This is a genomic window from Marinomonas sp. MED121 (assembly GCF_000153025.1).
Classification (GTDB): domain Bacteria; phylum Pseudomonadota; class Gammaproteobacteria; order Pseudomonadales; family Marinomonadaceae; genus Marinomonas.
Map to the genome: position 1 here is coordinate 66,192 of NZ_CH672433.1, position 26,620 is coordinate 92,811.

Consider the following 26,620-nt stretch of genomic DNA (forward strand, 5'->3'; position numbering starts at 1 on the left):
TTTTTTATGTCTAAAGAAGCGATCAGACAACCGCTTCTTTTTCTATTTCAAAAGCTAATTCATCAAGCTCTTCATCTAGCTTCACAATAACATTCCCTCCTGTATGAAGATCACCAAAAAGAATCTTATCTGCTAACGGCTTCTTCAGGTGTTCCTGAATCACCCGAGCCATTGGCCTTGCTCCCATTTGTCTATCATAACCTTTACTTGCTAACCATCCCCTAGCTTCGTCTGAAACGTCCATTAGAACACCTTTAGGATCAAGCTGAGCCTGTAATTCAACCAAGAACTTATCAACCACATTAAAAATAACTTTTTCATCTAATTGATTAAACTGAATCACAGCATCAAGACGGTTTCTAAATTCGGGGGTAAAAGTCTTATTAATGACTTCCATACCGTCAGTCGAATTATCTTGATTAGAGAAGCCAATCGAACGCTTGGCTAACACTTCAGCCCCAGCATTTGATGTCATTACTAAAATAACATTTCTAAAATCGGCTTTACGGCCATTATTATCCGTTAAAGTACCATGATCCATAACTTGTAATAGCAGATTAAAGACTTCAGGGTGTGCTTTCTCAATCTCATCAAGTAGCACAACACTGTGAGGCTGTTTAGTCACCGCTTCTGTCAGCAAACCACCCTGATCAAAACCCACATAACCTGGAGGCGCGCCAATCAAGCGAGAAACAGCATGTCTTTCCATGTACTCAGACATATCAAAACGGATCAACTCAACTCCTAGCTGCTTAGCCAGCTGTCTTGTTACCTCTGTTTTACCAACACCGGTTGGTCCTGCCATTAAGAATGAACCAATTGGTTTTTGATCCGCTTTTAACCCCGCACGAGAAAGCTTAATTGCATCAGCAAGAGACTCAATGGCTTGATCTTGACCAAATACAACCATTTTTAAATTGCGCTCTAAGTTCTCAAGTACTTTTCTATCATCAGTATTAACCGACTTCACTGGCACACGTGCAATTTTAGAAACAATATCTTCGATATCTTCTACCGTGATTACATCTTTACGACTGTCATCCTTCTGCAGTCGCTGAAAAGCACCGGCCTCGTCAATCACATCAATCGCCTTATCTGGCATATGACGGTCAGTAATATATTTAGAAGCAAGTTCAGCAGCAGCTAATAAAGCAGGCTCTTCATATTTAATTTCATGATGAGCTTCAAATGCCCCCGAAATCCCTTTTAATATCTGATAGGTATCGTCAATGCTAGGTTCATTTACATCAATTTTTTGAAAACGTCTTGCTAAAGCATGATCTTTTTCAAAAACACCACGAAACTCTTGAAATGTCGTCGAGCCAATACATCTAAGCCCACCCGCACCTAATACAGGTTTTAACAGGTTAGATGCATCCATCACACCACCGGAAGCGGCTCCTGCACCAATTATTGTATGAATTTCATCAATAAATAAAATGGCATTTGGTTGTTTTTTTAACTCACCCAGTAAATGCTTTAATCGTTTTTCAAAGTCACCTCGATATTTAGTACCAGCTAGCAAGGCCCCTAAATCTAAAGAGTAAACCACACCATCTTTAATCACATCAGGCACATCGCCATCAACAATACGTTTAGCGAGCCCTTCTGCTATGGCAGTTTTACCTACACCAGACTCACCCACCAATAGAGGGTTATTTTTACGACGTCGAGATAAAGTTTGTACAACCCTTGACACTTCGTAATCTCGACCAATTAAATTATCTATGTTCCCTGATTTTGCTTCTTCATTTAAGTTAAGGGCATATTTTTGCAAAGGAGCACCGTTGTCATCTCCTTCTTCCTCATGCTCCACCGAATCTTGAGTAGGCTGATCACCTACTTTAGAGATGCCGTGAGCAACATAATTAACCACATCAATACGAGCAACGCCTTGACGCTTCAATAAATAAACAGCCTGACTCTCTTGCTCACTAAAAATAGCAACCAAGACATTCGCGCCCGTTACCTCTCTCTTGCCAGAAGACTGAACATGAAAAACAGCACGTTGTAATACTCGCTGAAAACCTAAAGTTGGCTGCACTTCTCTTTCGGCATCATCTTCAGGAATAAGTGGCGTAGTACTATCAACAAACTCAATTAATTCTTGTCTTAGCATATCTAAATTAACACCGCATGAACTCAGCACAACTGACGCGGCATCATTTTCTGTAAGAGCCAACAACAGATGTTCTACTGTCATAAACTCGTGACGTTTATCTCGTGCTAGTTTAAATGCACTGTTTAGGGTTTGCTCTAATTCTTTATCTAACATAGGTGTACCCTCTCTCTAAAATCAGTCGACTTTTTGCAAATCGCACATCAAGGGGTGTTCATTTTGTTCTACAAACTGCTGAACCATTGCGACTTTTGTTTCTGCAATATCAAATGGGTATACCCCACATACACCCTTACCTTTATTGTGAACTTCAAGCATTACCTTCTGTGCTTTCTCACCATCCATATAAAAGAACTTTTGTAATACGAAAACTACAAAGTCCATTGGTGTGAAATCATCATTCAATAACACCACTTGGTACATTGAAGGTGGTTTTAACTCAGTCTCCTCAGGAGCAAGTACTACACCTATATCTCCTTGCTCGTTATCTAAGGTTAGTCGAATTTGTTGGTTTAGATTCATTCCAGGTCTCTGAATTACAAAAATTAAAATTTAATTAGCTAATTATCTATATGGAGACTTCTTTAATACAAACAAGTTCTCCTAAGAAAAAACAAAGTTTTCCCTTTCATTTTACAAAGCCATTATCTACTTCTACGCTTTTCTTTAACGAAAGTCATGCGCTGAGGAAATAAAACTTTAAATTAAAAAGTAAGCTAATTATAGATGGTATTTAGTCCGCATATAGCGGCATGTTAATAAAGGCCAAGCTTTATAAAGAGAAGGCTGAAAACAAAGATTTTTAAAAGGTTAAAAATTATCTTAAACGGAGTGATGTATGCACCATGGAACAGTAAAGTGGTTCAATAATGCCAAAGGATATGGATTCATCGTTTCAGAAAGCTTTGAAGAAGATCTATTTATTCACTACTCATCCATTTTAATTGATGGATACAAAACCCTTAAAGCAGGACAGTCTGTCAGCTTCAAAACCTCTCCAGGTAAACAAGGGCTTCATGCCGTTGATATCATGCCTGAAATAGATGAAGACAAGACCCTTCATCAACACGTTAACAATGAGGCGACAGCATCTCCCAAAATATCAGTAAATGCCTAATTAATTAACCAATAATGCACGACATATAAAGTAGTTACACTTGAATGAGAAGAAAGACTGTGATTAGTAAGATGGACTGTTAGTGATTAACCTCCTATCTATCCACCTTACTAATCAGACCAATTGATTAGTAAAATTCCTATACAACAACCCCAACATTCAACTTTGACTCTGTGGATTCAATAACATATGGTGGGCTTTTTAAATGAAAGACCATGCCTTCTATTATCGTTTTCAACAAACCATTCCAAGTTTTAAGCCAATTCACCACAGATGAAGAAAAAGCCACTCTTTCCTCCTTTATAGATAAAGCAAACTTTTATCCTGCGGGACGTTTAGATTATGACTCAGAAGGCTTATTACTATTAACCGATCATGGTGCCCTACAACATCTTATCGCTTCACCCCAACATAAAATGCCAAAAACCTACCTTGTCCAAGTTGAGGGTGAGTTAACTAAAGAAGCTGTTGAGCAATTACGAGTTGGAGTTGAGCTAAAAGACGGGTTAACCAAACCAGCCGAAGCAAAAATTGCATCAGACTTTGAACCTTGGCCTAGACATCCTCCCATTCGAGAACGAAAAAACATCCCTACCAGCTGGTTAGAGCTGACAATTACTGAAGGAAAAAACCGTCAAGTAAGGCGTATGACTGCCGCTGTTGGCTTTCCTACATTACGCCTTATTAGAACCCAAATTGGTCCTTACTCCTTAACAGATATTGAGTTAGGGCATTGGTTAGAAAAGCCAATCGATGAAATGCTAGCCATGGAGCTTGAAAAATTTGAAAAAAATAGAGCAAGACAAAAACCGAGGGGCACTTCCTCGAATAACCGTCGCCGCAGTCATTCCGCAAAAAACAAACTATCTAGATCCCCAGTTTCTAATGGTCAAAGAAAAAAAACAGGGCAAGCTGGTACTCAACCAACCCGCAGGACACGTTGAAAATAATGAAAGCCTAATTCAAGCCATTACTCGTGAAGTACTTGAAGAAACAGGTTGGCTGGTAAAGGTTGAACATCTATTAGGTCTTTATAGCTTTACGCCTAGTGTAAATGATGACACTTATCATAGAGCTTGCTTTGTCTGCTCACCGATTAAAAAAGTTAACCAAACCCTAGATGACGATATTGAAGAAGCTGCCTGGTTAAATGAAACAGAAATTTTAAATCATTCACTTCGTAGCCCTTTGGTAAAAAAGTGCCTTGAAGATTACCTTACTGGCACCATATACCCTTTATCTCTCATCTGCGATAGTCACCTTTAAGCGTAATGAGTTACAATTAACCGACATTTATTCACCCAATGAGCGCACTTAGCTAAATGATTACCGAAACGAATACTCCTGAAAACACAATTCATTCCATCAAAAACACCAAGGTCATTGTTGGTATGTCTGGCGGCGTTGATTCTTCTGTCTCTGCCCTGCTTTTGATTCAGCAAGGTTATCAGGTTGAAGGCTTATTCATGAAGAACTGGGATGAAGACGATGGCACTGAGTACTGCACAGCAAAAGACGATCTTGCTGATGCACAAAGTGTGTGTGACAAATTAGGAATCAAATTACATACGGCTAACTTTGCCGCAGAATATTGGGACAATGTCTTCGAACACTTTTTGGAAGAGTACAAAGCAGGTCGAACACCGAACCCAGACATCCTATGTAATAAAGAGATTAAATTTAAAGCCTTTTTAGAGTACGCCAATGCTTTAGGTGCTGACTATATCGCAACCGGTCACTATGTCAGACGCACTCATGATGATAACCAAGCCAAGCTATTGAAGGGCCTTGATAACAATAAAGATCAAAGCTACTTCCTTTATGCTGTCGGTAAAGATGAAATTGCCAAAAGCTTGTTCCCTGTTGGTGAGCTAGAAAAACCAGAGGTTCGTCGTCTAGCACAAGAGCACGACCTTATCACGCACAACAAAAAAGACAGTACCGGGATTTGTTTTATTGGCGAACGTCGCTTTAAGGATTTCTTAGAGCAATATTTACCTGCACAACCTGGCGATATTAAAACCTTAGAAGGTGATACCATAGGTCGCCACTCTGGCCTTATGTACCACACTATAGGCCAACGCCAAGGCTTAGGCATAGGGGGTCTAGCAAACTACTCGGACGAACCTTGGTATGTGGTTGAAAAAGATTTAGATAACAATGTTTTATTAGTGACCCAAAGCAGTGACGATAAGCCTTTATATAAAACCCACTTAAATGCGAGCAACATGGATTGGGTAGCAAGAGTTGCGCCTGAACTGCCACTAACATGCAAAGCAAAATGCCGTTACCGCCAAGCCGATCAAGACTGCACCATTTCAGCAAATCCTGATGGTTCAATCGAAGTAAGTTTTGTTGAAGCACAAAGAGCCATTACACCAGGTCAGTCCGTGGTATTTTACCTTGATGAAGAATGCCTCGGTGGCGGCATAATTAATCGCGCATTTAATAAGTAAAAATCAGGTTATTGAAAGAATGAGCACACAAGTAAACGATCAAGCTATTGCGTTAAGCGCACTATTTCAAGCGGCAGAACTTGTCTCACAATTAGCTAAAAATGGTACCGCACCAGAAGCCTCGTTAAGACCTTTATTAGAGAGTTTGCTTAAAACTAATGTTGATAGCACTGATGAGATTTACGGTGGCAACTGGCAGCTTTTTGATAATTTGCAACTAGGTAATCAAATTTGCCAGAAAACCATTGGCAAAGATAAAACCAGCGTCAACCCAGATACCATTCGTTATGCTTTAAGCATATTGCATTTAGAGTCTAAACTCGCGAAGCAACCTCAAATGCTATCCAATTTAGGCCAAAGAATTGGCCAGCTCGTTCGTCAAAAAGAGCATTATGACGATATGATGCACCCAAATATGATTGCAGCTGTTTCAGGTATTTACCAAGATAACTTAAGCAAGCTCAACTTCCGTATCCAAGTGCATGGTGATAGTCGCTATTTGCAACAAAGCCAAGTTTCAGATCAAGTCAGGGCAAGCCTATTTGCCGGAGTGAGAGCAGCGATGCTATGGCGCCAATTGGGTGGAAGACGCTGGCATCTAGTGTTTAAACGTAAACCTATTTTGACGGCCTTAGATAACTTTAAATAATGGGTTTATTCATCAATTAAATTGCTACAAAACTAACAATATCAGTAAGGCTGAAACCTATATTTCAGCCTTACTCTTTTCTCACGTCACATCCTGAAAAAACACTAAAAAACAGCCTAGATTAGGCCATATTAAAAACCTAGCGATAGCATACCTCTGGGCTTTTGCCTATAATAGCGCTTCCCTGAAAACCACTCAGTAATCCACGGTCGAGGCGTTATTTCAATGCAATTAACTAGCTTAAATGCTATTTCCCCAATAGATGGTCGTTATGGTTCAAAAACCCGTTCACTAGGTCGCTCTGTTAGTGAATATGGTTTATTAAGAATGCGTGTTCTAGTCGAAGTAAGATGGTTACAAGCCCTTGCTGCTCACGAACAAATTCAAGAAGTACCTGCACTTAGTCAAGAAGCAACTCACTTCTTAGATCAACTTGCAGAAAACTTCAGCGAAGAAGATGCGCAAGCGATCAAAGACATTGAAAGAACAACGAACCACGACGTGAAAGCGGTAGAATATTTCATCAAAGATAAGATGAAAGGGCTTGCTGAACTAGATAATGTATCTGAGTTCGTACATTTTGCTTGTACCTCTGAGGACATTAACAATCTGTCTCATGCCCTTATGCTGCGTGAAGCATTGGAAGATGTAATCAAGCCTGAACTAACCAATGTGATCGAAGCGATTCAAGGCCTAGCTCTTGAGCATGCTGAGCAGCCAATGCTGTCTCGTACACATGGTCAAACAGCTTCCCCATCTACCATGGGTAAAGAGATGGCAAACGTGGCAGCTCGTCTTTCTCGCCAGTTCAAACAAATTCAAGCGGTTGAGTTTTTAGGAAAAATTAACGGTGCCGTTGGTAACTACAACGCTCACCTTTCAGCTTATCCAAACATAGATTGGCAAGCACATGCAGAGAAATTTGTAACCTCTTTGGGCCTTAGCTGGAACCCTTACACGACACAAATTGAACCTCACGATTACATTGCAGAGCTTTACGATGCCATCAGTCGTTTCAATACCATTCTATTAGACTTCGACCGCGATGTTTGGGCTTATATTTCTATGGGCTTCTTCAAACAAAAAACCATCGCAGGTGAAATTGGCTCTTCAACCATGCCGCACAAAGTTAACCCAATCGACTTCGAAAACTCTGAAGGTAACTTGGGTATTGCGAATGCGATTATGGGCCACCTAAGTGCCAAGCTTCCAGTTTCTCGCTGGCAACGTGACCTTACCGACTCAACAGTGCTTCGTAACCTAGGTGTTGGTCTCGCTCACAGCTTGATTGCTTACCAAGCGAGCTTAAAAGGTATTAGTAAACTAGAAATCAATAAAGAACGCCTTGAACAAGATTTGGATGCCGCTTGGGAAGTATTAGCTGAGCCAATTCAAACTGTGATGCGCCGTTACGGCATTGAATCTCCATACGAAAAACTAAAAGAGCTAACCCGTGGCCGTGCTATCGACCAAGCGACCATCGAAGCCTTTGTTGATACATTAGAAATGCCAGAAGATGCTAAAACAGAGTTGAAAAAACTGACTCCTGCAACTTATATTGGTAATGCGGTAGCGCAAGCAAAAGCAATAAAAAACTAATTATTAAGGTTAACTCCTTATATAATTAACACTTTGAAAAGCCGAGTAAGTGACTTACTCGGCTTTTTCTCATTCATAACCTTAGCGAAATAACATATTTTTATGACAACACTTGATACTCCCCTTTCCATTCTAGGTGGCATGAGCGCAAATACTTTTTTACGCGATTATTGGCAAAAGAAACCGCTACTGATTCGCGCGGGGTTAGTCGATTATGAACCTCCGCTGGAAGCAGATGAGCTTGCAGGCATGGCGATGGAAAGTGAGGTTGAATCTCGTATTGTGATAGAACAAGGCAAGACACCTTGGCAGACAATAAAAGGGCCCTTTACAGAAGAAACATTTGCACAACTGCCAGAACAGGAATGGACCCTTCTCATTCAAGCTGTTGACCACTGGGTGCCTGAAGTACAAGAACTAAAAGAACGCTTTCGCTTCTTACCAAGTTGGCGTTTAGATGATGTTATGGTGAGTTATGCAACCAAAGGCGGTAGTGTTGGACCTCACTATGATCAATATGATGTCTTTCTTGTACAAGTGAGTGGTAAAAGACGCTGGCAGGTTCTTGCTCCTGACGCTTATCAAGATCAAGCAATTCAAGACATAGACCTACACATTCTCTCTGAATTCAATTCTGATCCAGAGCAAGACTGGGAACTCGAAGCCGGTGACATCCTCTATCTTCCTCCTAATTTTGCTCATAATGGTCGTGCCCTCGATGATGACTGTATGACCTACTCAATTGGTTTTAGAGCACCTAGCATGCAAGAAGTGCTAACAGGCATTCGTGATCAAATCTGTGAGATAGATAATGAGAAGCACAGATTTAGCTCACCTTCTGATCATGAAGAACCTCATCATGCAGAAATACATCACTCTGACATTAGCTATTTACAGCAAGAACTAAAAGCCATGCTTGATCAACCAGAGATGCTTGCAGATTGGCTGGGAACTTACATGAGCGAGGTAAAGTATCCTGAGTTTCATGGAGACCTTAATCAAGAAGACACGCAAACCAGTCTTAAAGATGCCCTTAAAGGTGTGCCTTTCTTTAGACCTGGTGATGCCCGTATTTGCTATCATGCAAATGCAGAAAATAAACTGATACAGCTTTATTGTAACGGCGCTAAAATAGAAATTGCTAAAGAATTAGAGCCGCTAGTTCATGCAATTTGTGATCAAGTTGAATTTGATTTCAGCACCCTTGAAACGGATAAACACAAAGACATTTTACCTATGTTAAGCTTCTTAATCAGCAAACAAGGTGTGGTTCATCTGCCAGCAGAAGAGTAGGGATTTTGGTATGAAAGTTTTAACAACAGACTGGGACAGTAGCAAGGCTCAACTTAGTTTCGTCAGAAAGCAAGTCTTTATCATAGAACAAGGCATTGATGAGAGAGATGAGTGGGATAACTTAGATGAAGACGCTGTGCATTTTGTTTCGTTTGGCACCACAGCTGTTCCAACGGGTGTATGCAGATTAACGCCAGAAGGACAGGTAGGCCGTCTTAGTGTGCTACCGGCTTATCGCAGTCAAGGCTACGCCACCATGCTATTAAGAAAAGCGATTCAGGTTGCAAGAGAAATGGATTTAAAACGTATCTTTTTACATGCTCAAACTGAATCTCAAGTTTTTTACGAAAGACACGGCTTTAAAACAGATGGTAAGATTTTTTTAGAGTCTGGTATTTTGCATGTACTGATGGAAAGAGATATTTAGTGCAAACCGCTTATCTTTAAAATGAGCAGACATAAAAAAAGCGAGCTTAAAGCTCGCTTTTTTTATGTTCAAATTAATTACACAACAGCAATCAATTCAACATCAAATACCAACACAGAGTGAGGCTTGATCATAGCACCAGCGCCTTGAGCACCGTAAGCTAGTTCAGCTGGAATAGTAAGACGGTACTTAGCGCCTTCTTTCATCAACTGAAGTGCTTCAGTCCAACCAGCAATTACGCCAGTTACTGGGAATTCAATTGGCTCGCCACGTGCGATAGAGCTATCAAAAACCTGACCGTCAACTAAACGACCTTCATAGTGAACGCGTACTGTAGACTCAGTAGTAGGAGTCGCGCCAGTACCTTCTTCAATCACGTGGAACTGAAGACCACTTTCAGTAATTTGAACACCTTCTTTTGCTTTGTTTTCTTCTAAGAAAGCAGCGCCTGCAGCAATCGTCTCTTCAGAAGCAGCCAATGTTTTAGCTTCCATTTCTTCTTGTAGGCTAGCAAAAGCAGCTTCTAGGTCTTCACCAGAAACACGCATTTCAGCGCCTTTTAAAGAATCTTCAATCGCAGCAAAAAGGTGAGGTAGAGAAATATCACCTAGGTCACTTCCACCTAGTTGATCACCAATTTGACGGCCGATACCATAGCCAATTTTAGCTTCTTTAGAGTCGAACGATAGTTCAGACATAATTTTTTACTCTCTTCAATAAATAAACAAAGCGGCATCATATCACAGTCATTAATTAGAACCGAAGCGCAAAAATCATCTACTGATTAAAAAAATATTGAATGATATTGATTATCATTTATAATTAATTTATTCACCATGGACGCTTATCATGAAACTTTCAGACTTTGATCAAAACCAAAATAATAACACTCACTTAAAAGAGCCTAATCTTGCTTGGGATCTTATTTTTGTTTGTCTAATTCTATTCATTGCAAGTAGTAGCTTTATTTATGACAGTTACCTTGAATCAAACCTTTACCAGTCCCTAAAGGCGTCACAAATAAATTTAGAATAACGCTAGCTTATGATGTAAGTCAGCGTTTTTAACCTCACGAGGAATAGACTATAGCTAATTCATCAAACGGAGCTTAGCCATGTTACCTCAAGTGAAAACCATTCTTTTTGCCTGTGACCTAGAAGATAAAACACAAGAATCTTTAAGCCTTGTTATGTCACTGGCAGCCAGCCAAAACGCGAATGTTATCTTTATGCATGCTATTGAGCCAATTAACCATCAAGCTCAAAGCATGATCAACAACTACCTACCAATAGAAGAACTACAAGCACTAAGACAAGAAGCGGTTAATAGTGTTAGAGATACAATGGAGACACAAATAGCGCTCTTTTACGACAATCATAAAAATGACAATGAGCTACCAGAAAAGCCTGAATATTTAGTCGTTCAAGAAGATGCCAGCAGTGCCATCAAACATACAATTGAAACTCGTGATATTGATATGATCGTCATGAATAGCCGAACCCATAGTAAGCTTGGACAAATGATTATTGGCTCTACCGCGAATAAAGTCATTCATCAAAGTGAAGTCCCTGTTTTAGTCATTCCACTAAGATAGCCTTCTCACCATACAGATAGAGGTTGCTCTTTACTGATCAACCTCATTTCACGCTTAAACTCTCCCCCTCCTCAACGTCATTGTGCATTCAAATATTATTTATATATTACTCACTATAAACAAACCTTATAGCTAAAAGCACATCGATAAAGATGTCACGAAAAATACCCAACACTGTTATATAAAATACATATTCACAAATTAACCTAGTTACATGCTTTAGCAATTCAACCAAGCCAATTTTAAATGGCAAAATTAGGTTGGAAATCTAATTGATTGGTTAATTTTTGAGTAAGTGACTATGTCGAAGAAAGTAATTTTAATTGTACTAGACGGCCTTGAATACAGTGCAGGCGAACAATGTATGGGCTTTTTACAGGCATTGCGCGAGCAAAATAAAGCCACCCTTTATAAGCTTCAATGTGAATTACCCTCTATGTCACGCCCTTTATACGAAGCTATTTTAACAGGCGTTGCCCCTGTTAATAGTGGCATAGTACATAACGCTGTAACGCGATTATCCAACCAAGAAAGCATTTTTAGTTTAGCCCGTAGTGCCAACCTAACCACTGCCGCAGCGGCTTATCATTGGTTCAGCGAGCTTTATAACCGCACCCCTTTTCAAGCAAAACGTGATCGCTACACCATGGATAGTGAGCTAGCAATTCAATATGGCAGCTTTTATCACCAAGACCACTATCCTGATGATCATTTGTTTGCTGATGCTGAAGCACTTCGCCGTCATCATGATCCAGATTTTTTACTCATACATCCAATGAATATTGACGATGCTGGTCATAAAGCAGGCTGGGATAGCAGTAAATATCGAAATACCACTCGCCATGCTGATATGGCACTTTCTGAATACCTACCTGACTGGTTGGCTGAAGGTTATCAAGTACTGGTGACTGCAGATCACGGCATGAACAATGATTTTAGCCATGGTGGCACCTTAACCGAAGAACGTATGGTGCCGCTTTATGTGCTAGGAGATGGCTTTTCCCATGACCCTGACGCCCAACCACAACAGTTAGACATCTGTGGGGCGGTTTGTCAGTTACTGGGGATTAAAGGTCATAACAAACCTTATCCTAAAGACTTTCTAGAGACACACTTTACGGGAGCACTTTAACTATGGCACTCGCAATTTTTGATCTAGATGAAACCTTAATCGCTGGTGATAGTGCTTCTTTGTTTTGCCGCTTTATGGTTGATCAAGGTCTTGCTGATGAGTCATTTCTCATAGCAGATCACGCTTTTTCAGAGCAATACAGCGCAGGCACCTTAGATATGAGGGCCTATGTCCGTTTTCAGTTACAACCCCTCATCCAATTAAATAAAGAAGACATTAACCGCTTAATGCCCGCTTTTATCGAGCAATATTTAAAACCCAGAATTTACCAAGAAGCCTTGGATCTTTTAACAAAACACAAAAATCAAGGCGAGCGCTTGCTTCTTATTTCTGCCACTGCCGCCTTTATTGTGAAAGCCATTGCTAAAGAGCTAGGCGTTTCAGATGTATTAGCAATCGAGCTGGAAGAAGGTATCAATCCAGCAGATACACAAACCTGCTACAACGGTGAAATTGCCGGGGTAGCCAGTTTCAAGGAAGGCAAAATTATTCGGCTAAAGGCATGGCTGAAGGAGCAAGGAGAGTCTATGGATGGAGCCTACTTTTATAGCGACTCAATGAATGATCTACCACTTCTTGAGTTAGTAGATCATCCTGTCGCAACAAATCCCGATAGATCACTCAGTAAGCTGGCCGTATCTCGCGGTTGGCAACTGATTCGTTGGCCATTACCTGCCTTTGCAGCATCGGCCTAATTTGAATTCATACTAATTTTTTAGCAGGAACTGAATGATGAATAAGTTGTTAATCGCTGGCGCAACGGCGCTAATCTCAAGCAATGTATTGGCGAACTGTCCAGCAATTACTGGCCAAGATGCAGGCGGTAAATACCCTCACATTTTTGAGCGTGCAGAATACGAAGCAAAGCAATCCTGTACACTCACGTTTGCAGAGAACCCAGCCATACAATCCTTGAATGATCGCATTGCGGGTAACCCAGACCTAATGCCATTGGCCAAACGCCTCCCAAGTGAACCGCTCATCCTAGCCCCTTACAACAAGATTGGCATGTATGGCGGCACCCTTAATGGCATCTCTAAAGCCACTGAATCAGGCACATCTGATTTATTATCAGTACGTCACGTTAACCTAGTACGTTTTAGTGACGACCTTGCCACTATCGTTCCTAATGTTGCGAAATCTTGGCAATGGAATGATACATTTACCGTCTTGAAGGTAAATCTACGTAAGGGCCATAAATGGTCTGACGGACAAGACTTTAACGCCCATGATATCGCTTTTTGGTACAACAATTTATTGATGGATACGAATGTCATCAAAAAGCCAAAAGATCGATTCTTATCAGCCGGTAAGCCAGTAAAAGTAGAAGTCTTAAACGATACCACTGTGCAATTCACTATGAATGAATCTACGCCAGGCTTTTTGGATAACTTTGCTCAAGACTATGCGCAGCCCTTCCAGCCTAAGCATTTATTAGCACAATTCCACCCTGAGCTAACGAAAGGTGCAGATAAAAAGGCGCAAGCCCTAGGCTTTGATAATGGTTATGCTCTGATTAACTTTTATTACGGACAATCAGATTGGAAAGATGTCCCTACCCCTTTACTCAAAGATAAAGCGGCAACCGAGCGTTTAGTGAAAGCGGGCTTAACAGCAATCGCCCCTAGCCTTGAATCTTATTTGGTGGTTGAAGAGTCATTGGAAGGTCGTCGTTTGGTGGCTAACCCTTACTTCTTCCAAGTGGACACAGCAGGTAACCAGCTACCCTACATTAATGAAATCAGTGAAGTTTTCATTGGTGATGAAGACATTCAAACCGCTAAACTTATTGCAGGCGAAGTAGATTATAAAGCGCAAGCCGTAAACCTTCCCCAAGCCCCAGTACTATTAGAAAACAAAGAACAGGGCGCTTACGAATTAGCATTACGTCCAACCATTGCACAAACAACCATTGCTTTTAACTTAACAGACAAAAATATTGAGAAGCGTGCTGTCTTTAATAATATCAATTTCCGTCGTGCCATGTCGGTTGCTATGAACCGTGATCAAATTAATGAAATTGCTTATTTTGGTCTAGGTAAACCGACTCAGTACACAGGATTTGATGCGGATACCACACCTTTTATCAGCAATGAGCTGAAAAACAGTTGGATTCAATACGATCCAAAAATGGCAGCTAAATTACTGGATAAAGCAGGTGTTATTGATCAGAACAATGATGGTTTACGTGACCTGTCTTCAGGTAAAAATTTTGAGCTAAACATTCAGTATGCGACTCAGGGAACACCAACTGAGTTAGTTGAAATCATTGCCAACAACTGGACTCAAGTGGGCATTAAAACCACCATTAAAGAAGTCACTTCAGATGAGTACCGCAACTCTCAGACCGCAAATGACCTAAGCGTATTGAGCTGGGTAATGGGTCGTCCATTAGCAACACTTGCTAGTAACGTGGAAACCCTATTACCTCCTTACGGTAGCTTTTTTGATTTGCGTACTGGCATGTTATGGGCGCAACATCGTGATACCAAAGGTACTGAAGGGGTAAAACCACCAGCAACAGTCGCCAAAATGAAAAAGATGACAGACGAGTTTGTTACCTTACAAGCAGGTTCAGATGCATCAAATAAACTAGGCGCTAAGATTGCTCAGCAAGTCGTTGATGATTTATACATTTTAGGCACAGTAAAAGCCGTGTCTCCGGTATACCGTAGTCTTTCATTAGGCAACTTTGAAATACCAAAAACCTCATCTTATGAGTTCTATCGCATGTACCCATACCTAGCCACTCAGTGGTATCTAGGTGCAAACGGCATGTCTCAGAACTAGTTTTCTAAGCATCCATTAGAAACAAACAAAGAGAGACTTTGTCTCTCTTTGTTTGCTTTTCAATCGACTCGTTTCAATGACTTATTTTAACTGAATATAAAAGACCTGCTATCAATGCCTTTTCTGTCTATAGAGAAAAGAAAACGCACTGATAACAGGTTTTGAGGATATGCATGTGATTGCTAATTTTATAGCCGATACCTGGCTACTCTGGATCTTATTAAGTATCGGTGGCCTTCTCTTCTGGAAAGGGATAAGCAGCCAGTATTTTAACTATGTCTTTAACCGTTATGTATTGGCACTTATCACTTTGCTAATCGTTAGCGGCATCGTCTTCTCTTTAATGGAAGTTTTGCCCGGTGATTGTGCTGAAAAATACATCGCTTATAAAAACACCCAAGGCGAGACCATTACTCAAGCAGATATTGCTGCTGAACGTGCGCGCATGGGATTAGATCAACCCTTGGCAGTTCGTTGGGCAAGTTGGGTCACAGACTTAACCTTAAGAGGTGATTTAGGTTTTAGCTGTGCCAAACGACAATCAGTTAATCTCGCTCTGGGTGATCGCTTCTGGTTAAGCTTTATGTTTTGTATGGTCGGTCTTATTTTTGCCTATGTGATTGCCGTACCTTTTGGCATTTTATCGGCTTTTACCATTAATAAGGGCTGGCAAGATAAGAACCCTCAGCACACTAAATCTGAGCGCATTATCAATACATTAGGTTTGAGTTTTAACAAGCTACTGGACTTACAACTTAGGATAATAAGTTACCTAGGCTTAGCCTTGCCTAATTTCTTACTGGCTCTGAGCATTATTCTCTTATACGTCTTTGCAGGAGAACCCACACCAACAGGACTTTTTTCTGAACAATGGAAAAGTGTGCCTTGGTTTGGTGAAACGGGATTTGAATTTGGCAAATTACAAGACTTCCTTGGTCATATCTGGTTGCCTATTTTTGTTATTGGTTGGTCTGCAACAGCCTTACAACTTCAAACCGTACGCGCCCTTGTCGTCGATGAGTCAAATAAGCTGTATGTGGATGCTGCAAGAGCCCGTGGCGTTGACGGTATGGCTTTGTGGGCAGGTTACCCTGTTCGACATTCTATTAGCCCACTTTTTAATAGCGTAGGGTTTGATTTTCAACGTATTTTTAATGACTTACCCATAGTCGCTGTGGTGATAGGCCTGACAGATGCTGCTGCGCTTTTAATAGAAGCGTTAGCACAAACAAATGATCAAGAGCTCGCTGCTGGTATTTTGTTTCTTGTCGCCTTAGTGGTGATTTCGATGAATTTTATCACTGATATTGTACTTGCGGCGATTGACCCGCGAGTGCGAAAAAGCGTACTGGGGAACTAATCATGATAATTACACGTATTTTTTCTAAGTTAAGAGGCAAGTCAGCAAACCTTGAAGGTGATGCCTATTACACCGCAGGACAAATGGCTCTCATTAAAGCTCGCTTTAAACGAAAAACCACAGGTGTCATTGCCGCTTGGATATTAGGCAGCATCATTTTTATGGGCTTTTTCGCAGGTTTTTTCTCACCTGTCGATCCCACTATTTCTGGCGCAGATAAAGACTATCGCCGTGGCGCACCACAAGTTGTGTATTTTTGGGACCAGAACGGTTTTTCGTTCCGCCCCTTTACTTATACCTATCAAAAAGAAAAAGCCAAGATAGACCTGAGTGCCTTAGCAGGCGGCGGATTAGCAGCATTAGATGCCTTAACATCAAGCGGTGCATTAACTTCTTCTAGTCAAAATAAATATTTAATCGATGAAGATAAACGACGTTATCTCACCTTCTTTGTAAAAGGTTGGGAATACAGCTTAATTGATTTAAGCATGGCGGGACTTGATTTAGATCTTCGCTGGGATAGACACTTATTTGGTGTTGAAACAGGCCAAATTCATTTAATGGGCACAGATGAAGATGGCAAAGATGTCTTTAGTCGTACACTACACGCTATTTGGATCACCATCAGCATTGCCATAGTTGCCTTAGTGGTAAAACTCATCACCTCTTTATTTGTTGGAGGGGTCAGTGGTTATTTTGGCGGCCGAGTGGATACCATCATGATGAGTATTACCGAAGCCGTTAGGGTCATTCCTCCCATTCCGATTTACCTCGCTTGTGCAGTTGCCTTATCGCAAATGGATTTAACTTCAATTCAAAGGTACTTTGCCATCGCAGTCGTCATTGGAGCATTAGATTTTGCCACCTTAGGGAGGCGTTTACGTACTCATATTCTTACCGAGCGTAATCAAGATTACGTGCTCGCAGCACAACTTTGTGGGGCCAGCACGTGGCGCATTATATGGCGTCATCTGGTACCCAGTTTTGGCAGCTACATTATTGTTGATACCTTAATTAACTTCCCTTATGTGATTCTTGCCGAGACCAGTTTGAGCTTTCTTGGATTAGGCCTAACTGAGCCTGTTAATAGCCTTGGCGTCTTATTGCAAAAAGCCCAAGACCCAGATATTCAACAAAACATGATTTGGCAATTCTTTCCCGTCGCGGTATTTGTCGCCCTGATTATGGCCTTTGTTTTTGTCGGCGATGCCCTGCGTGATGCTGCGGACCCTTATGCGGAGAAAAAATAATATGAGCATACAACGAACTTGCGACAATTTATTAGAAATTCGAGATCTCAGCATAGACTTTAATACGGATGAAGGACCTGTCAGAGCTGTTGATAATGTGAGTTTAAATATTCGACCTGGCGAGGTAATGGGCCTAGTAGGAGAAAGCGGCTCAGGCAAGTCTGTCACCGCCAAAACCATTATGCGTTTAAACCCAAGTAACGCCATTATCCAGCCAAGCAGTTCGATCCAATTACGCCACCAGGAACAGGATATCAATGTATTAAAGCTACGAGGTAAGGAGATGCGCCTAGTGCGTGGTGATGCCGTCTCCATGATATTTCAAGAACCCATGGCAAGCTTTGCACCAGCAATACGCATCAGTGATCAAATTATTCAAACCATGCAAATCCATTTAGGCATTTCCAAAGAGGAAGCCCGTAAAGCGGGGGTAGAACTGTTTGAACGTGTGGGTATCCTGCAACCGGAAAAACGCTTTGATCAATATGTATTTGAGCTCTCCGGCGGCATGCGCCAAAGGGCCATGATTGCCATGGCGCTATCAACCAAACCTAAACTTTTGATTGCAGATGAGCCCACCACTGCATTAGATGTCACCATTCAAGCCCAAGTACTTGAGCTCATGCTTGAGCTAAGGGAACAATTTGGTATGGGGATGCTTTTTATCACTCATGACTTGGGCGTCATTTCTAAAATTGCCGATCGCATCACCGTCATGAAAAAAGGCAAGGTCGTAGAAGCAGGCACAACGGAGCGCGTTTTATTTTCTCCAGAACACGACTATACCAAGCGCTTACTGGATGCCTTACCTAACCTTGATAATTTGCCTGAAGCTCCCCCTAAAGAACCAAAGTCACTGGTCTCAATAAAAGACTTGTCAGTTACTTATAAACTGGCTGGCTCTGCCCGCAAGCAAGAAAGCTTTACTGCGGTAAAAAATATCTCATTAGAGTTACCTAAAGGTCAGATTATTGGTCTTGTTGGCGAAAGTGGCTCAGGTAAAACCTCGCTAGGCAAGGCTCTCCTAGGTGCCGCCCCTATTAGCAGCGGTACCGTCCATTACAATCGCAAAAAACACCCGGTCGATTTTGGCACAGATAAAGCGGTTAACCGTAAAAAGCTCGCCAAGACAGCACAGCTAGTTTTTCAAGACCCTTATAGTTCACTTAATCCACGCATGACAGTTAGAGATATTATCGCCGAGCCGCTAGAAGCCATGAAGCTCACTAAAAATAGAGACGAAACGGATAAAAAAGTGATCGCCATTGCGAAGCGTTGTCATATTGACGTGGCACACTTACGACGCTTCCCCCATGCTTTTTCAGGTGGGCAAAGACAAAGAATCAGTATTGCTAGGGCCTTAGTCTGTAAACCTAAGTTTATTGTGGCAGACGAATCTGTCGCCGCATTAGATGTTTCAATTCAAGCTGAAATCCTCGCACTATTAAAAGAGCTAAGGGAAGAGTTAGGTATCACCATATTATTCATTTCCCATGACTTAAGTGTGATTGCCAACCTATGTGATTGGGTCTGCGTGATGAAACATGGTGAGTTAATTGAGCAAGGCAATGTGAGGGATATTTTTTTAGATCCCCAAGAAACTTACACTCAGCAATTAATTGCTTCGATTCCTTTACTAGAAAAAAAAAGCAATACAGATATAAAACAAAAGACTAAGCCACTTGCACAAACGCAAGATCAAAGGAATCATGTATGGGAAGCTGGGTAATCAAGATAATGAAAAATGTCGCTTAAAGAGCCTTTAATGGATATAACACTAAATGAAATCCGAACCTTTAATGCTGTTGTTCGTACCGGCAGCTTTACTAAAGCAGCGCAGCTGCTCGGCGTTAGCCAACCTGCGGTGACAGCCCAAATTCGTAAGCTGGAATCCCGTTGTGAATTCCCACTGCTAGAGCGCTTTAGCAAAGAAGTACGACCCACAAGTTTAGGTAAGCAACTTAACCGCCTAAGCTGTCAATATCTGGATTTAGATCTCGCCGTAGCAGCACTATTAAAACCTGAAGTTCGTACTGAAAACTTTAGAATGAAAGTGGCTACGGCTTCCCCCATTATTTTTATGCCATTAATAGCGGCTTTTAAAAAGCAATATCCAAACGCATTAGTACAAGTCATTGCCGGTACCACACATGAATGCAAGCAACTACTGCTAGATAGAGAAGCAGATATAGGCTTATTTCCCATGCCAAATGTTTTGTCAGGCCTATCCCGTTTGGCTTTTCATTGCCATGGATTGGTTGCTATTTTACCTAACGATCATAGCCATGCCGGCGCGCAATCTGTCTCGCCCCATGACCTTATCCAAGATGCATTAATTGCCTTTAAAGATTCTTCCTTTACCCAAGATTATGTCAAAGCTGTTTTTAGTAAAGCGAACTTACAACCAAAATTTGAAATGATGATGAGCATTTCTGAGCACGTCAGCAACGCTGTAGTAGAAGGACTAGGGGTTGGTTTCTCTTTAAGTGATGATATTCGTGCCGATCCGCGCTATACCCTGGTTCCCGTTGCAGGCACTGACATGGATATTACAGAGCATGTTGTCTGGCTAAAAACCCGCAGCCAACAACAAGGTATTAGAGAGTTTGTCGAAATGGCACTGACAAGACGTAATCTAGATCAAACATGCCAATAAATTAGTCTTATCCAATAAAGTAAGCACAGATATTTACTGGCCTTTAAAATTCATCTTAGATAAACTGCTACTGTATAAAAACACAGTAGCGATTTATGATTCTTTATATTGCCGAAAAACCTAGCCTCGCCCGTGCGATTGCCTCAGCCTTTCCTAAGCCTCAGAAAAAAGAAGATGGCTGTATCTGGCTGCCTAATGGGGATTGTGTGAGCTGGTGTATCGGCCACCTACTAGAACAAGCCGAGCCTGATGCTTATAACCCTGCCTATAAAAGCTGGCAACTAGATCATTTACCCATTGTGCCAGACACTTGGCAGTGGCAGGAAAAAAGCAAAACACGTAAACAATTAAGCGTGCTTAAGAAACTCATCAAAAAAGCCAGTCAATTAGTACATGCTGGCGACCCAGATAGAGAAGGACAGCTACTTGTCGACGAAGTAATACATTACAGCAAAGTCTCTAAAGCAAAACAGGACACTATCCAACGTTTACTCATTAATGACCTGACCCCCTCCGCAGTAAAAAAATCACTCAATCAACTTAGATCAAATAAAGAGTTTTCAGCGCTTTCAAGATCAGCCTTAGCCAGATCAAGAGCGGATTGGCTGCATGGTATTAATCTTACCCGAGCCTATACGATTAAAGGGAAGCAAGGGGGTTATCAAGGTGTGCTTTCTATTGGCAGAGTACAAACTCCCATTTTAGGGCTAGTGGTAAAAAGGGATCTAGAAAGAGAGAATTTTATTGCTAAAGATTTCTATCAAGTGCTGGCCAATATCGAAACGCCCAATAACGAGAAATTTAAAGCCAAATGGATTCCGAGTGACGCATGCGCCCCCCATATGGACAGTGAAGGCAGAGTGCAAAATAAAGCCCTTGCAGAAAATGTCATACAGCGCATTAAAGGACAAGATGCCAAAGTAAGCCAAGCCCAATATAAGAAAAAGCGTCAAGCGCCTCCTCTTCCCTATAACCTTTCAAGCTTACAGATTGATGCTGCTAAAGCCTTTTCCATGTCAGCTCAACAAGTCTTAGACACGTGTCAGTCCTTGTATGAAAAACATCAACTGATTACTTATCCAAGATCAGACAGCCGTTACTTACCTAACGAACAATTTAGAGACGCCCCTGCTGTTATTAAAAGTTTAAAAAATAACTTACCTCAATGGCAGGAAAAGCTAAATAAGGCCAATACAAGTCAGCGCTCAAAAGCTTGGAATGATAAAGAAGTACAGGCACACCACGCGATTATTCCAACCAGCAAACAGGCCAATATCGCCAGTTTATCGCAATCTGAGCAAAAGCTTTATGAGCTCATCGCTCGTCAGTATTTAATGCAATTTTATCCTCACTATGAGTATTTAGAATCCTTTATTGAACTCATTATTGCGGGCGGATTATTTCGTAGTAAAGGGCATACTCCTCTTGAATCAGGTTGGAAGTTACTTTTACCTGAGAAAAAGGCAAAACAGGATGATGATGAAAGCCACCCACTCCCCCAAGTATCGATTGGTGATAACTTATTTTGCCACCATGGAGAAATCCTTGCCAAAGTCACAACACCGCCACCAGCCTTTACTGATGCGAGCTTACTTGCTGCCATGACAGGCATAAGTCGATATGTACAACAGCCTGATATCAAAGCCATTTTAAAAGAAACCGATGGCCTAGGCACAGAGGCAACTAGAGCTAGCATTATTGAGTTGCTTTTTAGGCGTAACTTTTTAATCAGACAAGGGAAGAGCATTTTATCTACAAGCACAGGTAAAGCCTTAATCAACAGCTTACCTGAAAGCTTAATTACCCCAGATATGACGGCAAAGTGGGAGGCAGAACTCAATCATATTTGCCAAGGAAGTGGATCGTATGCGGGCTTTATGACTGAGCTTAAAGCAGGTTTAAAGCAATTAATTGAGCAGGCAAAAACAACGGATGTATCACTGTTTTCTGCCTTACCCTCGCCCACTAAAAAACCTTATAAGAAAAAAGGCGCCTACCGCAAAACCAGTACGAAAAATACAAAAAAGCCTAAGACATATTAATTGTCTTAGGCTAATCAATAAAGCTTAATAATGTGGTCTAGCCACTAAAGCCTAACCAAGCACCCACCCCCACCATCAGACTTCCTGAAAAGCGGTTCATTGCTTTAACATTGCTCGATTGAAGTAAAAGCGTTCTTAATGTTCTTCCGCCACTTGCATAGATAAGTAGGCAAATAAATTCTAAGGTCAAAATAACGCAGATAAGCGTCATCAACTGTGCAGTTAAAGGCTGATTTGGGTTTAAAAATGGCGGTAAAAGTGCAACGAAAAATGCCCAACCTTTAGGATTTGCTATTGCTGTTACAAAACCTTGTATAGCCAACTCTCTTCGACTTGCTTGTGATTTTTCTTGGTCAAGTTGAATGGCCATTTTGCCTTTTGAGCGCCACATTTGTATCCCAATATAAGCAAGGTAAAGGCCACCAAGTATTTTAAACGCTAAGAAGAAATTAGGATAATTTAATAATAAAGCAGCAACACCCACAGCCGCTAACGCGGCAACCAAAGCGACACCTGCAAGCTCACCTAGCATCATCCATAAAGCTCGCTTAACCCCAATCGTCATCCCCATCGTCATAGCAAGTGTCATACACATACCAGGAGTCAAAGAGACAAAGAAAAAAGTAGGGATAAAAACAGACAGTAATGCAAATTCCATATTCGCCTCGAGTAAGTAAGTTAGCAGGCTAAGATCTCATGTGATTAATGAGAAATCAATATGGGAGAAATAGATTTAGCAAAAATTACGTGAGGGATTTAGCTAAGTCGCTAGCTTTCCTATTAGCGACTTAAGAAATGGCATATTAAAAGGTCTTTTTCTTAGTGAATTCGTCATTTTCCATAAACTTACTCCACTCATCATCTAACCCGTCTTGATCTTCTTCCTCTTCCTCTTCCATTTCAGCTTCTTGTTGCTGCAGTTTCAAATCACTCTCGATTTCATCTGCCGCTGAGTTATATTTCATGATGGCTTCTTTTGCTTCGGGGGTTTCTTTTATCTCGTCTAACTCTTCAGCAGCATTACGATACATCTCAACAGCTTCTTGAAGCTTTCCAGTTAAGAAGAATTGTCTAGCCTGATAGGCCTTATGATCTGCTTTTAATTTATAACGATAAAAACTGATAAGTTGGCTGTATTTATGACAAGCGTCAGAATCAAGTTTTTTGGCATCTTTAGATTGCTGAATAAAACTAAAAAAGGAGTCCAACAAACGTCGGATATTAATAATGAGTAATTCATCATTAATGGCTTTCGCTTTACGCTTTTGCTTACTTGTTTGAAATTTCTCCATTTCTTCAACAACATGTCGACGTCGTTTCGCAAGCTTTTCATCTGGCGCGAGTTTAATGAGCTCATCATGAATCCCCACTAAACGAGAATACAGCCATAAACGCATATCTTTTGGCTGATACTGTGCAGGTAAATCATCTAAATAATGACGCACCTGACGCGTTTGGTTATTAAGCATTGCAACCTTTCTCAACTTTTCTAACCTAGCCTGCTCCTTCATTTGCAAGGTAACAACAAAAGCAATAAAGCCAATACCAACAACTAATAATCCAATAATAATAAAAGAAGACATTAGTAGCCTCTAACGACTGACAATAAAAACACCATAATCTTATTTTTCACCACTTCTAGTTAACCGATCAAGCTATTTATGAATCTGATCGCGTTGTTTGTTCTTTTTTTTGTGACTTCATCTTAGTATGCAATTTTTGATCCAACTGACTGACCTTATGCTGCAACAGCTCTATTTCATCCTTAGATTGCTCTATCGCCGTAAATTTCTCCAAACCAGCCAACCCATTAAGGTATTTATCCCTTGCTTGACTCAGCCTATCTGCATCTATGTCCTGTTGAGCGACATAAGAAAGTAGATCAGTGGCAGCTAATTGCCTCATAAAACGAATGTGCTCCATTTGACTCTTTGCAATAACCTTATCAAGTTGCCCTTGAGCACTTAAACCTTTTAAAAAAGCAGGTAAAGCCATTAAACTTTCATTCACTTTTTCCAAATGTACTTTAGAGGATACCCTTTCTTTGTTAACTTGGTATGAACCTTCTTTTAAAGCACTTATGATCCCCTTCATTTCATAGAGAGTGGCTTCTTGGCTATCCATCCTATTGATCTTTTGTAGACGTGTTAATCCACTTATCAAAAACTCAACTAAAACCATCTTTGTTTGCGTTGGCATATAGCGGTCTGATACAAGGTGCAGAACGCCAGCAATTCGATCGCAGCGCTTTTGTAACAGAGAATCCGCAATCATTTGCGCCCTTCTTCGCTCATTAATAACCCTTGCCAGTTGACTGGCAATAATGAGAATCGAAATAAATAATATAAAAGTTATTACAATTAACAGGTTATCCATAAATAACTTAACTCAATGACATCTTAAGTTTTTGCGCTTACTTGTAAGTCTAATTTAATTCAGTTTATATCATTCCCATTAGATTCGTCACAAAAAAGGCCAGCATATGCTGGCCTTCTTTTTAACTTTTAGGGCTATTAACCATTTATTTGGTTAAATCCAACTAACATATAAAAGAGTATAGCGGCTAAAAAGCCTGATGCAGGTACGGTAATGATCCAAGCTGCAGCAATCTTAAACAAAGCAGAGCGCTTTACTAGCTCTTGCTTAGTTGCCTTTTTCAAGCCTTTACGCTCTTTCTTAGAGATAGGTGACTCACCGCGAAGTTGCTTAAGTTCGCGTAAAATATCACGTTTACCTTCTACATCAGCGGCTTCAAAGCGTTCAATAAAGATATCTGTTTCAGCTTTATCATGTCCTGCATCTTCTGAATGCTCAATGATTTCTTCTAACTTCTTAGCGTAAGATAGTTTTAGATATTCACGTAAGAAGCCCACACCAAAGATACCACCAACTGCAATGTGCGTTGAGCTAACCGGCAAACCAAGCTGAGAAGCGATAATTACTGTGATAGCAGCGGCCATAGCAATACAAAAGGCACGAGTCTTATCTAACTCAGTGATTTCAGAGCCTACGGTACGTATTAGTTTAGGTCCGTAAAGCGCTAAACCAAATGCGATACCAATACCACCTACAAGCATAATCCATAGAGGAATCGAAGCTTTACTCGAAATATCACCAGAGACAAGGGCATCATTAATAGCAGCCAGAGGCCCAATCGCATTAGCGACATCGTTAGCACCGTGTGCAAAACTGAGTAGTGCAGCAGAAATAATCAGAGGAATAGTAAATAAGCTGTTAACACTGTCTTTATGATTCTTCAGGCTGGCAGACGCTTTCGCCACAATCGGACGAACAAATAAATAAGCAGCTGTTGCAATCGCAAAACCAAGCATTGCAGCAGTAACAATATCTGTTTTCCAGATTTTCTTAAGGCCTTTCATGATTAGGTAAGTCGAGAAAGCCCAAACCATCAAAGCAACCAATAAAGGCACGACCTTACGAGCAGCAGCAATCATATCGTTTTGATATGTAACAGATCGTTTTATATAAATAAGGAATGAAGCGGCAATCAATCCACCTAATACAGGTGAAATAACCCAACTAGCAGCAATCATAGACATTTGCCCCCAGTTAGCGATGTCCCAACCACCAGCAGCAATACCAGCACCTAATACACCACCCACAATAGAGTGAGTTGTAGAAACAGGCGCACCTAGATAAGTTGCTAAGTTAAGCCATGTTGCGCCAGCTAATAACGCCGCCATCATGACCCAAATAAAGGTTGCGCTGTCTGCAATCGCGTTAGGGTTAATAATCCCTTTTTTGATGGTACTCACAACACTACCACCAGCGATCAAAGCACCTGATGCTTCAAAAATAGCGGCAATCAAAATAGCGCCAGTCATGCTTAGAGCTTGTGAGCCTACTGCTGGGCCAACATTGTTAGCAACATCATTAGCGCCGATATTCAATGCCATATAAGCACCAATAGCAGCGGCAATAGCTAGAATAGAGACATTAGAAATACTTTCTCCATTCATACTAGCGTAAAAGCCAGTTGCCACAACAAAGGCAACAGCAATGATTAAACGTACAAGATCACTTCCTAGAAGTGATGGTGTTTTTGTTACAGAATTCGATTTTGCAAGATCCATTCTGGGTCTTCTCTATTTGATTTAATTGGTACCAAAGACTAA

Annotated in this window: 25 protein-coding genes; 18 read left to right on the forward strand and 7 right to left on the reverse strand. The window is 41.0% G+C overall.

The window, feature by feature from the left end; translation table 11 throughout:
* Positions 1–22: 22 nt before the first annotated feature.
* The gene (gene clpA, locus MED121_RS18745) at positions 23–2,275 is read right to left on the reverse strand and encodes an ATP-dependent Clp protease ATP-binding subunit ClpA (protein ID WP_009835336.1); all 2,253 of its coding nucleotides are present in this window, start codon (positions 2,273–2,275) and stop codon (positions 23–25) included.
* A 21-nt stretch (positions 2,276–2,296) separates the two neighbouring features.
* Positions 2,297–2,641, reverse strand: coding sequence for an ATP-dependent Clp protease adapter ClpS (gene clpS, locus MED121_RS18750; protein ID WP_009835337.1), 345 nt, complete (start codon positions 2,639–2,641; stop codon positions 2,297–2,299).
* Between the two features lie 316 nt (positions 2,642–2,957).
* Here clpS and MED121_RS18755 point away from each other — a divergent pair, with 316 nt between their 5' ends.
* The 8 genes from MED121_RS18755 to MED121_RS18790 all read left to right on the forward strand — a co-directional run bounded on the left by MED121_RS18755 (position 2,958) and on the right by MED121_RS18790 (position 9,660).
* Positions 2,958–3,236: a cold shock domain-containing protein gene (locus tag MED121_RS18755; protein ID WP_009835338.1), complete on the forward strand. Its 279-nt coding sequence runs from the start codon at positions 2,958–2,960 to the stop codon at positions 3,234–3,236.
* Positions 3,237–3,451: 215 nt separating this feature from the next.
* Positions 3,452–4,180 (forward strand): pseudouridine synthase, encoded by a 729-nt coding sequence (locus tag MED121_RS18760; RefSeq protein ID WP_009835339.1) that lies wholly within the window; start codon positions 3,452–3,454, stop codon positions 4,178–4,180.
* Positions 4,122–4,502 carry an NUDIX domain-containing protein gene (locus MED121_RS18765; RefSeq protein WP_009835340.1) on the forward strand — a complete coding sequence of 127 codons (381 nt, stop codon included), beginning with the start codon at positions 4,122–4,124 and terminating at the stop codon, positions 4,500–4,502. Before MED121_RS18760 ends, MED121_RS18765 begins: the two co-directional genes overlap by 59 nt.
* A 56-nt stretch (positions 4,503–4,558) precedes the next feature.
* Positions 4,559–5,692, forward strand: a complete 1,134-nt coding sequence (mnmA, locus tag MED121_RS18770) for a tRNA 2-thiouridine(34) synthase MnmA (RefSeq protein WP_009835341.1) — start codon at positions 4,559–4,561, stop codon at positions 5,690–5,692.
* A gap of 19 nt (positions 5,693–5,711) precedes the next feature.
* Positions 5,712–6,341 carry a high frequency lysogenization protein HflD gene (gene hflD, locus MED121_RS18775; RefSeq protein ID WP_009835342.1) on the forward strand — a complete coding sequence of 210 codons (630 nt, stop codon included), beginning with the start codon at positions 5,712–5,714 and terminating at the stop codon, positions 6,339–6,341.
* A gap of 225 nt (positions 6,342–6,566) precedes the next feature.
* Positions 6,567–7,940, forward strand: a complete 1,374-nt coding sequence (gene purB / locus MED121_RS18780) for an adenylosuccinate lyase (protein ID WP_009835343.1) — start codon at positions 6,567–6,569, stop codon at positions 7,938–7,940.
* Positions 7,941–8,042: 102 nt separating this feature from the next.
* Positions 8,043–9,233 carry a cupin domain-containing protein gene (locus tag MED121_RS18785; RefSeq protein ID WP_009835344.1) on the forward strand — a complete coding sequence of 397 codons (1,191 nt, stop codon included), beginning with the start codon at positions 8,043–8,045 and terminating at the stop codon, positions 9,231–9,233.
* Between the two features lie 10 nt (positions 9,234–9,243).
* Positions 9,244–9,660, forward strand: a complete 417-nt coding sequence (locus MED121_RS18790) for a GNAT family N-acetyltransferase (protein WP_009835345.1) — start codon at positions 9,244–9,246, stop codon at positions 9,658–9,660.
* 77 nt (positions 9,661–9,737) lie between these two features.
* Here the strand turns inward: MED121_RS18790 and MED121_RS18795 are convergent, their stop codons facing one another.
* Positions 9,738–10,358, reverse strand: coding sequence for an FKBP-type peptidyl-prolyl cis-trans isomerase (locus MED121_RS18795; protein WP_009835346.1), 621 nt, complete (start codon positions 10,356–10,358; stop codon positions 9,738–9,740).
* 151 nt (positions 10,359–10,509) lie between these two features.
* Between MED121_RS18795 and MED121_RS18800 the strand changes: the two genes are divergently transcribed.
* From MED121_RS18800 to MED121_RS18845, 10 genes are all read left to right on the forward strand, one after another.
* Positions 10,510–10,695, forward strand: a complete 186-nt coding sequence (locus tag MED121_RS18800; RefSeq protein ID WP_009835347.1) for a hypothetical protein — start codon at positions 10,510–10,512, stop codon at positions 10,693–10,695.
* A gap of 79 nt (positions 10,696–10,774) precedes the next feature.
* Complete coding sequence (locus MED121_RS18805) at positions 10,775–11,254, forward strand: universal stress protein (RefSeq protein ID WP_009835348.1); 480 nt, start codon at positions 10,775–10,777, stop codon at positions 11,252–11,254.
* Positions 11,255–11,555: 301 nt separating this feature from the next.
* Positions 11,556–12,386 (forward strand): alkaline phosphatase family protein, encoded by an 831-nt coding sequence (locus MED121_RS18810; RefSeq protein ID WP_009835349.1) that lies wholly within the window; start codon positions 11,556–11,558, stop codon positions 12,384–12,386.
* Positions 12,387–12,388: 2 nt separating this feature from the next.
* Positions 12,389–13,081, forward strand: a complete 693-nt coding sequence (locus MED121_RS18815; RefSeq protein WP_009835350.1) for an HAD family hydrolase — start codon at positions 12,389–12,391, stop codon at positions 13,079–13,081.
* A 34-nt stretch (positions 13,082–13,115) separates the two neighbouring features.
* On the forward strand, positions 13,116–15,176 hold the full coding sequence (locus MED121_RS18820; RefSeq protein WP_009835351.1) for an ABC transporter substrate-binding protein: 2,061 nt from the start codon (positions 13,116–13,118) through the stop codon (positions 15,174–15,176).
* Between the two features lie 175 nt (positions 15,177–15,351).
* Positions 15,352–16,536: an ABC transporter permease gene (locus MED121_RS18825; RefSeq protein WP_242603226.1), complete on the forward strand. Its 1,185-nt coding sequence runs from the start codon at positions 15,352–15,354 to the stop codon at positions 16,534–16,536.
* A gap of 2 nt (positions 16,537–16,538) precedes the next feature.
* Positions 16,539–17,786 (forward strand): ABC transporter permease, encoded by a 1,248-nt coding sequence (locus tag MED121_RS18830; RefSeq protein ID WP_009835353.1) that lies wholly within the window; start codon positions 16,539–16,541, stop codon positions 17,784–17,786.
* A gap of 1 nt (position 17,787) precedes the next feature.
* Entirely contained in the window at positions 17,788–19,515 is a 1,728-nt protein-coding gene (locus tag MED121_RS18835; protein ID WP_009835354.1) for an ABC transporter ATP-binding protein, read from the forward strand.
* A 36-nt stretch (positions 19,516–19,551) separates the two neighbouring features.
* Positions 19,552–20,442 carry a LysR family transcriptional regulator gene (locus MED121_RS18840; RefSeq protein ID WP_036181228.1) on the forward strand — a complete coding sequence of 297 codons (891 nt, stop codon included), beginning with the start codon at positions 19,552–19,554 and terminating at the stop codon, positions 20,440–20,442.
* Positions 20,443–20,537: 95 nt separating this feature from the next.
* The gene (locus MED121_RS18845) at positions 20,538–22,484 is read left to right on the forward strand and encodes a DNA topoisomerase III (protein WP_009835356.1); all 1,947 of its coding nucleotides are present in this window, start codon (positions 20,538–20,540) and stop codon (positions 22,482–22,484) included.
* Between the two features lie 37 nt (positions 22,485–22,521).
* On the opposite strand, the gene MED121_RS18850 is transcribed toward MED121_RS18845, so the two are convergent.
* From MED121_RS18850 to MED121_RS18865, 4 genes are all read right to left on the reverse strand, one after another.
* A complete protein-coding gene (locus MED121_RS18850) occupies positions 22,522–23,142 on the reverse strand; it encodes a LysE family translocator (protein ID WP_009835357.1) in 621 nt (206 codons plus the stop codon).
* Positions 23,143–23,287: 145 nt separating this feature from the next.
* Positions 23,288–24,067 (reverse strand): hypothetical protein, encoded by a 780-nt coding sequence (locus tag MED121_RS18855; protein WP_009835358.1) that lies wholly within the window; start codon positions 24,065–24,067, stop codon positions 23,288–23,290.
* A gap of 76 nt (positions 24,068–24,143) precedes the next feature.
* Complete coding sequence (locus MED121_RS18860) at positions 24,144–24,758, reverse strand: hypothetical protein (RefSeq protein WP_131471005.1); 615 nt, start codon at positions 24,756–24,758, stop codon at positions 24,144–24,146.
* A gap of 239 nt (positions 24,759–24,997) precedes the next feature.
* On the reverse strand, positions 24,998–26,578 hold the full coding sequence (locus MED121_RS18865; protein WP_009835360.1) for an inorganic phosphate transporter: 1,581 nt from the start codon (positions 26,576–26,578) through the stop codon (positions 24,998–25,000).
* Positions 26,579–26,620 lie beyond the last annotated feature (42 nt).

Bases quoted from the DNA above. Each gene is read 5' to 3' on its own strand.
- MED121_RS18835 (WP_009835354.1), top strand. From the start codon at position 17,788: ATGAGCATACAACGAACTTGCGACAATTTATTAGAAATTCGAGATCTC.
- MED121_RS18815 (WP_009835350.1), top strand. From the start codon at position 12,389: ATGGCACTCGCAATTTTTGATCTAGATGAAACCTTAATCGCTGGTGAT.
- MED121_RS18840 (WP_036181228.1), top strand. From the start codon at position 19,552: ATGGATATAACACTAAATGAAATCCGAACCTTTAATGCTGTTGTTCGT.
- mnmA (WP_009835341.1), top strand. From the start codon at position 4,559: ATGATTACCGAAACGAATACTCCTGAAAACACAATTCATTCCATCAAA.
- clpA (WP_009835336.1), bottom strand. From the start codon at position 2,275: ATGTTAGATAAAGAATTAGAGCAAACCCTAAACAGTGCATTTAAACTA.
- MED121_RS18805 (WP_009835348.1), top strand. From the start codon at position 10,775: ATGTTACCTCAAGTGAAAACCATTCTTTTTGCCTGTGACCTAGAAGAT.
- MED121_RS18760 (WP_009835339.1), top strand. From the start codon at position 3,452: ATGCCTTCTATTATCGTTTTCAACAAACCATTCCAAGTTTTAAGCCAA.
- MED121_RS18860 (WP_131471005.1), bottom strand. From the start codon at position 24,758: ATGATTGCGGATTCTCTGTTACAAAAGCGCTGCGATCGAATTGCTGGC.
- MED121_RS18785 (WP_009835344.1), top strand. From the start codon at position 8,043: ATGACAACACTTGATACTCCCCTTTCCATTCTAGGTGGCATGAGCGCA.
- MED121_RS18850 (WP_009835357.1), bottom strand. From the start codon at position 23,142: ATGGAATTTGCATTACTGTCTGTTTTTATCCCTACTTTTTTCTTTGTC.
- MED121_RS18845 (WP_009835356.1), top strand. From the start codon at position 20,538: ATGATTCTTTATATTGCCGAAAAACCTAGCCTCGCCCGTGCGATTGCC.
- clpS (WP_009835337.1), bottom strand. From the start codon at position 2,641: ATGAATCTAAACCAACAAATTCGACTAACCTTAGATAACGAGCAAGGA.
- MED121_RS18755 (WP_009835338.1), top strand. From the start codon at position 2,958: ATGCACCATGGAACAGTAAAGTGGTTCAATAATGCCAAAGGATATGGA.
- MED121_RS18830 (WP_009835353.1), top strand. From the start codon at position 16,539: ATGATAATTACACGTATTTTTTCTAAGTTAAGAGGCAAGTCAGCAAAC.
- MED121_RS18865 (WP_009835360.1), bottom strand. From the start codon at position 26,578: ATGGATCTTGCAAAATCGAATTCTGTAACAAAAACACCATCACTTCTA.
- MED121_RS18820 (WP_009835351.1), top strand. From the start codon at position 13,116: ATGATGAATAAGTTGTTAATCGCTGGCGCAACGGCGCTAATCTCAAGC.
- MED121_RS18855 (WP_009835358.1), bottom strand. From the start codon at position 24,067: ATGTCTTCTTTTATTATTATTGGATTATTAGTTGTTGGTATTGGCTTT.
- MED121_RS18790 (WP_009835345.1), top strand. From the start codon at position 9,244: ATGAAAGTTTTAACAACAGACTGGGACAGTAGCAAGGCTCAACTTAGT.
- hflD (WP_009835342.1), top strand. From the start codon at position 5,712: ATGAGCACACAAGTAAACGATCAAGCTATTGCGTTAAGCGCACTATTT.
- MED121_RS18795 (WP_009835346.1), bottom strand. From the start codon at position 10,358: ATGTCTGAACTATCGTTCGACTCTAAAGAAGCTAAAATTGGCTATGGT.
- MED121_RS18765 (WP_009835340.1), top strand. From the start codon at position 4,122: ATGGTCAAAGAAAAAAAACAGGGCAAGCTGGTACTCAACCAACCCGCA.
- MED121_RS18810 (WP_009835349.1), top strand. From the start codon at position 11,556: ATGTCGAAGAAAGTAATTTTAATTGTACTAGACGGCCTTGAATACAGT.
- MED121_RS18800 (WP_009835347.1), top strand. From the start codon at position 10,510: ATGAAACTTTCAGACTTTGATCAAAACCAAAATAATAACACTCACTTA.
- purB (WP_009835343.1), top strand. From the start codon at position 6,567: ATGCAATTAACTAGCTTAAATGCTATTTCCCCAATAGATGGTCGTTAT.